The 12,778-nt window shown below is 69.5% G+C and carries 12 protein-coding genes; 10 read left to right on the top strand and 2 right to left on the bottom strand.

The window, feature by feature from the left end:
* The first annotated feature begins 149 nt into the window (after positions 1-149).
* The 4 genes from BMW88_RS02045 to BMW88_RS02060 are packed head-to-tail and all read left to right on the top strand — an operon-like array spanning position 150 to position 5,187.
* Entirely contained in the window at positions 150-2,045 is a 1,896-nt protein-coding gene (locus BMW88_RS02045) for a TRAP transporter permease (protein ID WP_089949422.1), read from the top strand.
* Positions 2,029-3,009 (top strand): TAXI family TRAP transporter solute-binding subunit, encoded by a 981-nt coding sequence (locus BMW88_RS02050; RefSeq protein ID WP_089949421.1) that lies wholly within the window; start codon positions 2,029-2,031, stop codon positions 3,007-3,009. Before BMW88_RS02045 ends, BMW88_RS02050 begins: the two co-directional genes overlap by 17 nt.
* Positions 3,010-3,025: 16 nt before the next feature.
* A complete protein-coding gene (purD, locus tag BMW88_RS02055) occupies positions 3,026-4,282 on the top strand; it encodes a phosphoribosylamine--glycine ligase (RefSeq protein ID WP_089948600.1) in 1,257 nt (418 codons plus the stop codon).
* Complete coding sequence (locus BMW88_RS02060) at positions 4,279-5,187, top strand: ADP-ribosylglycohydrolase family protein (RefSeq protein WP_089948601.1); 909 nt, start codon at positions 4,279-4,281, stop codon at positions 5,185-5,187. The genes purD and BMW88_RS02060 overlap by 4 nt, the downstream gene beginning before the upstream one ends.
* Here BMW88_RS02060 and BMW88_RS02065 read toward each other — a convergent pair.
* Both BMW88_RS02065 and BMW88_RS02070 read right to left on the bottom strand, forming a co-directional pair.
* Entirely contained in the window at positions 5,177-6,025 is an 849-nt protein-coding gene (locus tag BMW88_RS02065) for an AraC family transcriptional regulator (protein ID WP_089948602.1), read from the bottom strand. The genes BMW88_RS02060 and BMW88_RS02065 overlap by 11 nt on opposite strands.
* Before the next feature lie 49 nt (positions 6,026-6,074).
* On the bottom strand, positions 6,075-7,280 hold the full coding sequence (locus tag BMW88_RS02070) for a hypothetical protein (protein WP_089948604.1): 1,206 nt from the start codon (positions 7,278-7,280) through the stop codon (positions 6,075-6,077).
* A 309-nt stretch (positions 7,281-7,589) separates the two neighbouring features.
* On the opposite strand from BMW88_RS02070, the gene BMW88_RS41585 reads away from it, so the two are divergent.
* The 6 genes from BMW88_RS41585 to BMW88_RS02095 all read left to right on the top strand — a co-directional run bounded on the left by BMW88_RS41585 (position 7,590) and on the right by BMW88_RS02095 (position 12,335).
* Complete coding sequence (locus BMW88_RS41585; RefSeq protein ID WP_177220885.1) at positions 7,590-8,048, top strand: hypothetical protein; 459 nt, start codon at positions 7,590-7,592, stop codon at positions 8,046-8,048.
* Positions 8,045-8,644, top strand: coding sequence for a DUF3558 domain-containing protein (locus BMW88_RS02075; protein WP_177220887.1), 600 nt, complete (start codon positions 8,045-8,047; stop codon positions 8,642-8,644). The genes BMW88_RS41585 and BMW88_RS02075 overlap by 4 nt, the downstream gene beginning before the upstream one ends.
* Before the next feature lie 9 nt (positions 8,645-8,653).
* Positions 8,654-9,952, top strand: coding sequence for a hypothetical protein (locus BMW88_RS02080; RefSeq protein WP_089948607.1), 1,299 nt, complete (start codon positions 8,654-8,656; stop codon positions 9,950-9,952).
* A 22-nt stretch (positions 9,953-9,974) separates the two neighbouring features.
* Positions 9,975-10,712 (top strand): ESX secretion-associated protein EspG, encoded by a 738-nt coding sequence (locus BMW88_RS02085; RefSeq protein WP_245777517.1) that lies wholly within the window; start codon positions 9,975-9,977, stop codon positions 10,710-10,712.
* 131 nt (positions 10,713-10,843) lie between these two features.
* Positions 10,844-11,149 carry a hypothetical protein gene (locus BMW88_RS02090; RefSeq protein WP_089948610.1) on the top strand — a complete coding sequence of 102 codons (306 nt, stop codon included), beginning with the start codon at positions 10,844-10,846 and terminating at the stop codon, positions 11,147-11,149.
* A 10-nt stretch (positions 11,150-11,159) separates the two neighbouring features.
* Positions 11,160-12,335 (top strand): transglycosylase SLT domain-containing protein, encoded by a 1,176-nt coding sequence (locus tag BMW88_RS02095; protein WP_089949423.1) that lies wholly within the window; start codon positions 11,160-11,162, stop codon positions 12,333-12,335.
* Positions 12,336-12,778: the final 443 nt, after the last annotated feature.

Raw genomic sequence — 12,778 nt, forward strand, 5'->3', positions numbered from 1 at the left:
CGATGTGGACAGTGCGGCCACCTGACCGGCCGCGCGACTCTTTGCACTCCCTTTGGATTGATCCACTGGGGCTGTGACTGCGCCCACAGTACGGTTCGGGCGTGGCCAACCCAGACCTCGCCCGCATCGTCGCGGAGCACGACGAGGAGATGCCGTCGCGCTCGCTCGCCCCCCGGTGGGAGCGGGCGCTGTGGATCGCCGGCCTGCTGATCTCCCTCCTGGTGCTCAAGCAGGTCTTCTTCCCGTTCGCCAAGGGAAGCCAGTACTACCTGATCATCTTCCTGGCCGTGACGCTGCCGCTGGTGTTCCTGTCCTACGGCAAGGGGCACACGCCCCCGTGGTGGGACTGGGCCCTGGCCGCGCTGGCCTTCGTCGTCGGCGCCTACCCGCTGGTCGGGGGCTACGACGAGTTCCTGAACCGGCAGGGGCAGCTCACCGCGCTCGACGTCGCCGCCGGTGCCGTGCTGCTCGTGCTGATCCTCGAAGCGTGCCGCCGCACGACCGGCTGGGTGCTCCCGGTGGTGTGCCTCGCGTTCATCGCCTACGCCTACTACGGCGGTTTCCTGCCGCCGGAGTGGCGGATCGCGCACTCCGGCATCGACTTCTCCCAGATCATCAACGGCTTCTTCAACGACTCCAGCGGGTTCTACGGCATACCGCTGGACGTCGCGGCGACCTACATCGTGCTGTTCACGATCTACGGCGCCGTGCTGAACGCCTCCGGCGCGGGCAAGTTCTTCGTCGACGTCAGCTTCGCCGCCTTCCGCAAGTCCCGCACGGCGCCCGGACGCACCGCCGCGACGGCCGGGTTCCTGCTGGGCACGGTGTCCGGCTCGGGAACCGCGACGACGGTGTCGCTGGGCGCCGTGACGTGGCCGATGCTTCGGAAGGCCGGTTATCCCAAGGAGAACGCGGGCGGGCTGCTGGCGGCGTCGGGCATCGGCGCGATCCTGTCGCCCCCGACCCTGGGCGCGGCCGCGTTCATCATCGCCGAGTACCTGCAGGTGTCGTACCTGTCGGTGCTGGTCTGGGCGATCGTCCCGACGCTGCTGTACTACCTGGGCATCGCGCTGGCGGTCGAGGCCGACGCGCGGCGGTTCGGCGCCCGGCCGGTCGACGTGGACGCGCCGCGGTTCCTCGACGTGCTGAAGCTCGGCTGGTACCACCTCCTGTCGCTCGGGATCATCATCGTCTTCCTGGCGCTGGGCATCCCGGTCTACAAGGCGGTCGTGTACGCGACGGGCGTGGCCGCGCTGTTCGCGTTGGTCAACCACCGGCGCGACTGGGCCCGGTTGATCGCCGACGCCCTGTCGACCGGCGTGCGCTCGGCGTTCCCGGTGATCGCGGTCTGCGCGGCAGCCGGCGTGATCACCTCGACGATCACCAAGACCGGGCTGGGGCAAACGCTTGCGGACTGGTTGGTGGGCATGGCGTCGTCGCTGACCTCGTCCGAGGCCGTGATCCTGATGCTGACGGCGGTGTTCTCGGCCGTCGCGGTGTCGGTGCTCGGCCTGGCGGTGCCCGTGACGGCGTCGTTCATCATCTCGTGGGTGGTAATCGGTCCGGCGTTGATGGCGCTGGGCGTGGAGCCGGCCGAGACCGCGATGTTCATCTTCTACTACGCGGTGCTGTCCGAGGTGACGCCGCCGACGGCGCTGGCCGCCGTGGCCGCCGCCGCGCTGACCGGCGGCGACGTGATGAAGACGATGTGGCAGACGTGGAAGTACACGCTGCCCGCGTTCCTGGTGCCGCTGGCGTTCGTGCTGACCGACGCCGGGTCCGCCCTGCTGCTGCGCGGGCCGTTGCTGGACTCGGTGTGGGCGTTCGGGGCGTCCGCGCTGGGGGTGGCCGCGCTCGCGGTCCTCACCGGCGGCTGGTTGTTCGGTCCCGCCCGCTGGCCGGAGCGCCTGCTGTGCGTGCCGGCCGCGTTGTTCCTGCTCTACCTGCAGCCGTTGACGATCGCCATCGGGGCCGGGTTCCTCGTGGTGGCCGTGGCGGTACACCTGGTCACCCGTGGGAGGGTTCGTGATGCAGTTCCGCAGTAAGTACGCGATCGGTGCGATCGCACTGGCGCTCGTGGTCTCGGGGTGTGGCGGCAAGCGCACGCCCACGACCCCGGACGCGTCGGGCGGCGGGGCGTCGTGCGAGGCCTCCGACGGCAGGATCACGATCGCGACCGGCAACTCCGGCGGCGTGTACTTCGTGGTCGGCGGCGGAATCGCGAAGCTGATCAGCGACAACTCGAAGCTCAAGGCGTCCTCCGCCGAGACCGGCGCGTCGGTGCAGAACATCCAGCAGCTCGTCGGCGGCACGTACGACATCGCGTTCTCGCTGGCCGACACCGCGGCGGACGCGGTCAACGGCACCGGCGCGTTCACGAAGAAGGAGAAGGTCGCCGCGCTGACGCGGATCTACCCGAACTACACGCAGGTGCTCGTCCGCGCGGACTCCGGGATCAACTCGGTGGCCGACATGAGGGGCAAGCGCATCTCGACCGGGTCGCCGAAGTCGGGCACCGAGGTGATCGCCGGCCGGCTGCTGAAGTCGGCGGGCCTGAACATCGACACCGACGTCCAGGCGCAGCGGCTCGACCTGACCAAGACCGCCGACGGGATGAAGGACGGCAGCATCGACGGCCTGATCTGGTCTGGCGGGCTGCCGACGCCGCAGATCACGGACATCACGACGTCGCTGAAGGACCGGGTGAAGCTCATCGACATCACCCCGCAGCTGCCGGAGATGAAGAAGATCAGCCCGGTGTACGACACCGCGCCGATCCCGGCGGCGACCTACGGCGTCGCCGAGGTGTCCACGATCGTCGTGCCGAACCTGCTGCTCGTGCGCGAGGACTTCGCGGCGAACAACGCGTGCGCGGTGACCAAGCTGATCTTCGACAAGAAGACCGACCTGGAGAAGGTCCACCCGGCCGTCAAGGACATCGACAAGGGCAAGGCGTCCTCGACCGAGCCCGTCCCGCTGCACCCAGGAGCGAAGCAGGCGCTCGGCTGAACTACGCTGGCGCATCGTGCGCGTCCTGGTCATCGGGTCTGGAGCCCGTGAGCATGCCCTTGTCCTCGCGTTGTCACGCGACCCGCAGCTGACTGCTTTGGCGTGCGCGCCGGGCAACGCGGGCATCGCCGGACACGCCGAGATCTACGGCGTCGATGTCGCGGATGCCTCGGCGGTCGCCACCCTCGCGAAGGAGTGGAAGGCCGATCTCGTCGTCATCGGCCCCGAGCAACCGCTGGTCGCCGGGGCCGCCGACGCGGTCAGGGCGCTGGGCATCCCGTGCTTCGGGCCGTCGCGCGCGGCCGCCAGGATCGAGGGCTCGAAGGCGTTCGCGAAGGACGTCATGAACGCCGCCGGGGTGCCGACCGCGCACAGCGAGGTCGTGGACAACCCGGCCCGCCTGGACGCCGCCCTCGGCCGGTTCGGCCCGACGTGGGTCGTGAAGGACGACGGCCTCGCGGCCGGCAAGGGCGTCGTGGTGACGTCCGACCTGGCCGCCGCCCGCGCCCACGCGATGACGCTGCTCGACGGCGGGCACCCGGTGCTGCTGGAGTCCTTCCTGGACGGCCCCGAGGTGTCGCTGTTCTGCGTCACCGACGGTGTCACGGTCGTGCCGCTGATCCCGGCGCAGGACTTCAAGCGGGTGGGTGACGGCGACGCCGGCCCGAACACCGGCGGCATGGGCGCCTACGCGCCGTTGCCGTGGGCACCGCCCGGACTGGTCGAGGAGATCGTGGCGCGGTGCGTGCAGCCCGTGGTCGACGAGCTGCGCGCCAGGGAGACGCCCTTCGTGGGCCTGCTGTACGCCGGTCTGGCGCTGACGTCGTCCGGCGTGCAGGTGATCGAGTTCAACTGCCGGTTCGGCGACCCGGAGACGCAGTCGGTCCTGGCGCTGCTGAAGTCGCCGATCTCGGCCCTGTTCCTGGCCGCGGCCACCGGTTCGCTCGACTCGCTGCCCGCGCTGGAGTGGGACAACGGCTACGCCGTCACCGTCGTCGTGGCGGCCGAGGGCTACCCCGGCCACCCGCGCACCGGTGACGTGATCACCGGCTCCGAGGCCGAGGGCGTGCTGCACGCCGGCACGCGCCGCCGTGAGGACGGGGCCGTGGTGTCCGCCGGCGGCCGCGTCCTGTCGGTCGTGGGCACCGGCAAGTCCCTGGCGAAGGCCCGCGAGCGCGCCTACAAGAAGGTCGGGGACATCCACCTCACGGGCTCGCACCACCGTTCGGACATCGCGTCGAAGGCGGTCGACGGCAAGATCACGGTGCCGTGAGCCTGCTCGGCTGCCTGCTGGGCGGGGCCGTCGGTGACGGCCTCGGCGCGCCGATCGAGTTCTCGTCGATCGACGTGATCCTCCGTCAGTACGGCCCGTCGGGCGTGGTCGACCTGCCACAACTGGAGATCACCGACGACACCCAGATGGTGCTCTTCACGATGGAGGGCCTGCTGCTGGCCCGCCGGCACGGCGTCGACCCGTTGCTGACCGTGCGGGCCGCCTACGCGCGCTGGCTGCACACGCAGGGCGGCCCGCCGGTCGCCGACGACGGCTGGCTCATGTCGGACCAGCGCCTGCACTCACGGCGAGCACCGGGCCACACGTGCCTGACGGCGTTGCGGCACAACGGGAAGAACAACTCGAAGGGCTGCGGCGGCGTGATGCGCGCCGCTCCTGTCGCCGTGTGGTCGAACGACGTGCGCGAGGTGTTCACCCTCGCCGTGGGCACGGCGAAGATGACGCACCACCACCCGAGCGGCTACCTGTCGGCAGGCGTCCTGGCAGTGATCGTCCGAGCACTGCTGAGCGGCGCGGACCTGGCGTCGGCGGTAGCGGCCGCACGCGCCGAACTGGTCCGCTGGGACGGCCACGAGGAGCAGACCTCGTTGCTGGACAAGGTCATGGGCCTGGGCCCGCTGACTCCGGAGGAGATCGAGTCCGAACTGGGCGGCGGCTGGGTCGGCGAGGAAGCCCTGGCCATCGGCCTGCACGCCGCACTGGTCGCACCGGACTTCGCCACGGCCGTACGGCTGGCCGTGAACCACTCCGGCGACTCGGACTCGACGGGTTCGATCTGCGGCAACATCCTGGGCGCCCGCGACGGCGTCGCCGTGATCCCCCAGGAGTGGCTTTCCGTCCTCGAACTGCGGGACGTGGTCGAACGCCTGGCCCTCAGCTGGTGACGGGAATCCACAACTCGGCCTTGGCCGTCTCCCCGTCGATCTCCGTGCGGAGCATCGACGGCCCCTCGGCGCTCTGGTAGCTGTTCGACGGGAACCACTGCGTGTAGACGTCCCGCCACATGTGCTGGATCGTCTCCGGGTACGGCCCCTCCGTCGTGAACACGGCCCACGTGTTCTTCGGCACGGCAAGGGTTTCCATGTCCTCCGGCGCCTCCCGCGACGTCACGACCCCCTGGAAGTAGTCGAGCTGCGCACCCTCCTCGACCCCTTCCTGGTTGTAGGTGAGCGCGAGCAGCCCTCCCGGCTCCCCGTCGCCCAGCGCCTCCATCCGGTCCAGCGCCGGCCTGCCGATGCCCTTGACGAAGTCGACGATCGCGGGGTTCATCCCGAGGTGCACCAACGGCACCCGCGTCCCCCGCCCGACGACCTGGAACGCGTCCTTCTCCACGATCCGGTACTCCATGCTCGTGCTCCCTTCGACAACCAGCTTGAACGTGAGAATCTGCTGCGACTGCAACGCTTTCCGGGCGGCGCGGGCCTCCTGCGGCCCCACCCCGTGCATGGCCCGGAACGCCCGCGCGAACGCCTCGTTGGAGCCGTAGCCCCACCGCGTGGCGATGTCGAGGAGCGAGTCCTGTCCACTGAGGACCTCCGCGGCGGCCCTGGTGAGCCTCCTGCGCCGGACGTACTCGCTGAGCGGGATCCCCGCCAGCGCGCTGAACATCCTCCTCAGGTGGTACTCACTGGTGCCCGCGATCCGCGCGAGCAGCTTGACGTCGACCTCCGTCGCGAGGTCTTCCTCGATGCGGGCCATGGCCTCGTTGAGTCGTTCCAGCACGTGCTCAACGCTATGGGGCGCCGCGGGTCTTCACCCGACTTCCTGTGCCCTATCCGATCGCCTCGCGCACCTCGTCGGCGACCTTCCGCGCGACGGGCGTGAACTCCCGGACGTAGGCCCCGGGATCGCCCGGCGCCCAGTCGCCGTACCCGGTGAGCCGCGCCTGCGTGCGCCCGGCCACGAACGAGATGGTCGGCGAGTCCCCCACCAGGAAACCGCAGGCGGCGAAGTCCCCGATCTTCTCCTCGCTCATGACCGCATCACCCGTGATCCTGCGCGACGGCGCTTGCGGGTTGCAGTCCTGCGCGTCCCTCACCGCCATGCCGGCGTCGCGGTAGGTGGTCAGGTGGATCTTCAGCCCCTTGCCGTCCCCGCGCTCTCGCCCGAACCACTCGGGCGAGAGCCGCCTGCACTCCTGCTTGGAGGAGTAGAAGTGGCTCACCTCTCCCTTGTCGTTCTCGAACCGGTCGTACGCCTCCGGCTCGTAGTAGTCGGCCTCGGCCACGCCGGAGTCCTCGCCCCGGGTGATCTCCTCGAACAACTCGCTGCTCAGCACGTCGCAAGCGTTCGGCACACCCTCGTAACGCCCGGTGTGCACGTGCGTGGTCCGCCCCCGCGGCCCCTTCGCGACGTTCTCCGCGACCCGCCGCGCCAGCTCGTCGAACGTCGCCCGGTAGTCGGAGATCTCCTTGTTGTCGGCCATCCTGCTGATGCCCAGATGCGCCTGCACCTTGCCGTCGCTGGCCACGATGCGCGCGTTGAAGCTGTCGGGCTTCTCGTCAGGCGACACGAAGACCCTGATGCCGGCGACGTTTAACGCCGTCTCGTCCCGCCGCGGACCGTCCACGCGGTACAGGTCGTTGAACGGCACCTGCTTCACCGACAACGTGATCCGAGTGATCGCCTCCTCGTTGAGCGGCTCGTACAGGCAGGACGACAACGCATCGGTCTCGTCCTTCACCGTGGCGGCCGCGACGGGCACCGACCTCGTCAGGTAACGCTGGCTGTGCCAGCCGTGCGCGGCGTCCCGGAACCCCAGCTCCTCGAGCAGCGCCACCGGCATGGCGGTGCAGGCGTCGACCACCGCTACGTCGCCGTACCTGACCGGCTCCGGCTCGGTCTTCTGCGCGACCACACGAGCCTCCGCGGGCTCGGCCGCCGCCTCCTCCTCTTCGCCCGCGCTTTTGAGCACGACCGCGGCGGTGACCCCTCCTCCGATCAGCACCAGCACCGCCAAGACCGCGGTGATGATCAAACCGGTGCGCCTTTTCCTCGGTGGCGGCTGCAACGGATATGGCTGCTGGTACGGGTGCTGCTGGTACGGGTGCTGCGGATAGGGCCGGTGTGAACCGTGCACGTGTTCCCCCAGGTGGCTGTGTGCGTTCCTCCCCCAAGGCCGCGGAAGTTACCGGAATCACCACAGTCCGCCAGCGGGAACGGAACGCAGCGTGACGTGGAACCGGCCAGGGGTGCACTTCGTCCAACCACAGGTGCGTCTCACGCAGGCGTTGGTAACCTGCGAAGCGGGACCGAACCGTTACCAACCGTACGGGGGTAGGACGTCGTGACACAGGAGAGCGCGGGGGCGGATGCCGCTCTCAGTGCCGTCGCGGGTGTGGCCGGTGGCGCGATCGGGGCCGCGGTCGGTGCGTTCCGTTCGGCATCGGCCTTCTTGGACGGGCTGACGTCGGGTCCGTCGACTCAGAGCTTCCACGTCAACAAGGACAACGTCCTGAAAGCCGGCGCGATCATCCAGGACCAGGCCGAAGTGCTGAACCGGGCGCTGAAGAAGGCCGAGGCCCGGCTTGACGTCGATGTTGACAGTGCCAGCGCGGGCATCGTGAGTGCGAACATCGCCGGTCTGTGGAACCGCCGGCTGACCGTGGGCGAAGACTCTTATGTGGGTCGCATCAGGAAGTACGTGGAAAGCTTGGACGGGCTTTCTCAGCAGCTCCGGGAATCCGCGAAGCAGTACGGGTACACCGAAGAAGACATCACCGCCACGTTCGGGCCGACGAAGTGATCAGGTCGATCTGCGCAATTGCGGCCGTGGTGTCCGTGCTCGTGACGGGCTCGGCCTGCACGAGCAACGGAATCGGAGGCACGCCCAGTCCGACGTCAGGTGGTTCCACCCCGTCGAGTTCGGCCAATCCCGATGCCGAGGTGCCGGCGCGCCCTGCTGACCTGAAGCTCAACGGTGTCGACCCCTGCAAGCTGCTCACGGCTCCGCAGATGACCGCTATCGCGGTCGCCGAAGCTGTACCTGATCAGGTTGAGGTGTCAGATCTCGGAAAGCAGCCGGGATGCTTCTACGAGAACGGCCTCAAGTACACCTACACGGTCGTGGGGCTGACCAACAGGGACATCCGGTCGTGGCTCAACGGCGGCGGTAACACGACTTCGAAGCTCATCGACGTGGCCGGTTTCGGTGCCGCCGAAATCGTTTTGACTGGAACTGAAGGCGTCAACTGTTCCGTTGCTGTCGACGTTTCCGAAGGTCAGGCGCTGTACGTGAACTACTCGCCGACCACTCAGAAGGGCGAGTCACAGGATCAACTGTGCGGCAACGCGAAGAAGGCGTCAGCGCTCGCGGTTGAGACTCTCAAGACCTTGAAGTGAGGGGGAGGCATGTCGGGTAACGAGCGAATCGCGGACTTCAACTTCGACGGCTGGTCCAACGGGCAGCTGGCGGAAGAGGTCCAGAAACTCAGCAATGGTGATCTCGCCCGCAAGTTCGCCGCCGCGTCCGACGTCCTCCGCGACCTCGCCGGAAGCTTGCAGGACGTCGACAACGAGCTGCGGAACCAGCTCAGGGTCCTCGGCATCGAGTGGGGCGGCGCGGCCGGCGAGAAGAGCCAGGAGAAGACCAAGGTCTCCGCGGAGGGCATCAGCGACGCTGGTGAAGCGACCCAGGGCAACTCGGACGCCGTGGCGCGTCAGAGCGACAGCACCAACACCGCGCGCCACAGCTCACCGGACTCCCACACGCTGCGTGGCGACACCGAGAAGAACCTGCTCGACAAGGGCGCTGGTCTGATCGGCATCGAGACCGACCACGCCGCCGAGGTCGAGGCCACCAACAGGGCGCGTCAGCAGGCGATCGACAGCCTCAACGGTTACACCTCGAACAGTCAGAGCGCGCTCGACTCGTTCCGCGCGCCGAGCCCGGCTCCGGACATCGTGGTCGCCAGCGGCGCCGTCTCCACCTCCTCCAGCGCCGCCGTGGCCCAGCCCCAAGCCGCCACCCCCGGTCTCCCCGGCGGCCCCGGCTTCACCGGCACCCCCGGCAGCCCGGGCAGTCCCGGCTCGCCCGGCGTCCCCCTCGGCCCGACCCCGGGCATCCCCGGCAACAGCACCGGCGTCCTCCCCGGCACCGGAACGCCCGGCCCGATCGCGGCCGGCCCCGGCCTGCCCAAGCCGTTCGGTCCCCCGTCGATCGGCCTGACCGCCGCGACCGCCGCCGCCACCGGTCTCGCCGGTGCGACGGGTGCGGCGCGCGGGCCGCAGGTCGTCGGTGGTGGACGCGGGCCCAGCCAGGCGCCGAAGACGCCCATCGCGCCCACCGGGCCGAAGGGTGCGCCCAGCACGATCGGCGGCGGCAAGCCCGGCACCGGTGGGCCTGGCGCGCCCGGCGGTGGAGCCGGCGGCGCAGGTGCCGCGGGCAAGGGGCCCGCGGGTGCGATGACGCCCGGTGGCGCCAGCGGCGTCGGGCCCGAGGCGAACCGTTCCGCCGCGGCCGCCGCCAAGGGTGGCGTGGCTGGCAAGGGCGCCGGTCCGCTCATGTCGCCCGCGGCCGGTCCGGTCAAGGGTGACGGCGAGGAGGACAGCGAGCACGTGCGCAAGTACGGCGTCGACTCCGACGACGTGTTCGGTGACGACCGCATGGTGGTGCAGTCCGTCATCGGCGAAGACCCGAAGGACCAGTAAACCGTTGAGCGCACCAGGTTCCGTGGTTCTGTCTACAGTGGAGTTCGCCGTGGTCTGGGAGGCGCAACGCCTCCCGGCCGCGCACGTCGCGCTCGACACGCGGATTCCGTCCACCACCCACACCGAGAAGGCGGAGGTGGTGAAGCGGGCCTGGGAGTCGCTCGAGGCACGGGGCCTGGCCGGCAACGGCCGGGTCGTGCCCGAGCTCGCGGACGGGTTCGCGCTGCTCGCGAACCCGCAGGTGTCGATCGACCTGTGGATCTGGGCCGACCGGCAGATCAGCGGGCTCGCGGCGGCGATCGGCGACGAGGCGATCCTGGCGGTGCAGGACCGCGACGAGATGTGGCTGATCGAGGCCCGCGGCACCGCCCTCGCCGAGGCGGCGGTGTCCGTCGCGGGTGAGATGCCCGCCGGGTTCGGGCGTTCGATCAGCCTGCCCTACGACGACCTCGTGGCCGCGGCCAAGGACGTCGGGCTCGACGCCCAGCGGATGATCACCACGCTGGAGCGGCAGGGAATGCGGCTCGGTGACGCGCAGGAGCTCGCCGGCATGCTCGACGGCATGTCCACGCGCGGCCAGTTCGGCGTGCAGCGCAACGGACGGCGCGCCGGTCGCGTCGTTTCCTTCCACGACACGCACAACGGGCGCTACCTGCGCCAGCTCAAGCCGAGCAGCGACGGGCGCAAGTGGTGCACGATCACGCCGGTCGACAACCACCGCCTCGCCGCCTCCATCTGGGAGCTGCTGCAAGAGGTCTGATCACGGAACCCCCGCCCGTGCCCGCCCGTCGAATGTTCGCGGGCGGGCACGGTCGTCTCGAAAGAGCGAATCGATGCCTCGCCCGGCGCGATTCGTTCTATCGTCCTCGAGGGGACGAAGGGGGTAAGTGCATGGCTGTGGCGAAGTTCAACACCGAAGCCGTGGAACAGTGCCGCACGACCGTGAGCAGCCAAGCCGGACAATTCGGCGCTATCGGTGACGGCTTTTCCCACCAGTACGCCAGTCCGGACATTTTCGGAAAGCTGAGCGCTTCCAGCGCCATCTCGGCGGCGGTGACCGCGGTGGACCAGGCCGGCACGCAGGAGTTCGAGGCGGCAGAAAGGGTTCTCCGCAAGCTCGAGAGCGCGCTCGACGCGATCCGGACCAACGTCGACGACATCGAGGAAGCCAACAAGAACTCCATGAGGGCGGTGTGACGTGAGCGCGATGGACGAGGTCGCGGCACTCCCGGGCGGCGCCGGGCTGGCCGCGCTCGCCGACAAGGTCGAGACCGCCCAACCCCAGGCCGTGCGCGACATCGCGAACCGCTGGAAGCAGGCAGCGGGCAAGTGCGGCGACCACACGAACACCCTGCAGAGGTCCGTCACGCAACTGGACGGCGCCTGGGAGGGCAAGTCGGCGGACGGCTTCGTCGCCTACATGGCCAACCTCACCAAGTGCGGCACCTCGATGGCCGACGCGCTCAACAGCGCCGCGACCGACCTGGAGGCGGCCGCGAACGCGTTGGAAACCGCGAAGTCCTCGATGAGCCGCATCTGCGAAACCCTGCTGAGCCGTGCCCGCCAAACGCGCCAGCAGCTTCACAACCAGCCGCGGGAAGACGTCGACAGAATCATCCGCGGCTACTGCGCCGAAGCCCTGGCCGACGCGAACCCCGTTGTCTCGCAAGCAGAAACGGCCGTCAACGCCGCCGCCGGCACCCTGAAGGGCCGCCCGGCCGCGCTGACGCCGAAGTTCTCGTCCCTGCAGGACCCGATCACCGAGTCCTTCACCCCCGCCCCCGGCAAGCCGGTCGAGTGGGTGCCGACCGCGCCACCGGACGACTCGACCAGGCCGTCCACTTCGGACGCCCAGCCCAGGCCGGTGGTCACCGACCACGGTGGCAGCGCTGGAAATGGTGGCGGTGGCGCCGGGTCCGGTGGCGGTGCCGGGTCGGGCGGCGCCTCGTCCGGTGGGGGCGGAGGTGGCGGAGGCATGGGTGGCCTCGGCTCCAGCGGCGGTCCGCCTTCGGGCAGCCCCCCTCCCGGCAACGTCGAGGAGTGGATCCGCGAGGCCATCAAGATCCTGCAGGCCAACGGGATCCCGGTCACCGAGGACAACATCGACGAGATCTGGAAGATCATCGAGAAGGAGTCCAGCGGCAACCCGCACGCCATCAACCTCTGGGACTCGAACGCCCAGAAGGGCACGCCGTCCAAGGGCCTGATGCAGTGCATCGACTCGACGTTCAACGCCCACAAGCTGCCCGGCCACGACGACATCTGGAACCCGGTGGACAACATCATCGCGGGCGTCCGCTACACGTTCTCGCGCTACGGCGGCTTCGACGGCCATCCCGGCCTCAAGGCGATGGCCCAGGGCGGCGGTTACCAAGGGTACTGACGCACACGATCAGGTGAGCTTTGCCTGGAACTCGGCGCTTCTTCGTCTTGTTCTTCGTGACGCAAATGCGCCGGGTTCCGGTTGTCCACACCCACACGGGTACTCGATGACCGGAAACACTGTTGCAGTTTCTCTCGCATATGCGGAAGCGCGCGGGGGTGCGGCCAGAGGTGAAGGGCGGAACGGACGCCGCCACCGATCCGCACCGCCACCGATCCGCACCGCCACCGACCGTCCCCAGCCAGCGGCCCACACCGCCAGCGCGTGCGGCACCGCCAACCGCCCGCCCCAACGGCCCGCCCACCACCAACGGCCCGCATGGCCAGCGGCCTCGCATTGCCAACGGCTCGCGCCGCCCCGCCACCAATCCGCCCCGCCACCAATCCGCACCGCCACCAATCCGCACCGCCACCAATCCGCACCGCCACCAATCCGCACCGCCA

Source organism: Lentzea xinjiangensis (assembly GCF_900110955.1).
GTDB classification, from domain to species: Bacteria; Actinomycetota; Actinomycetes; order Mycobacteriales; family Pseudonocardiaceae; genus Lentzea; species Lentzea xinjiangensis.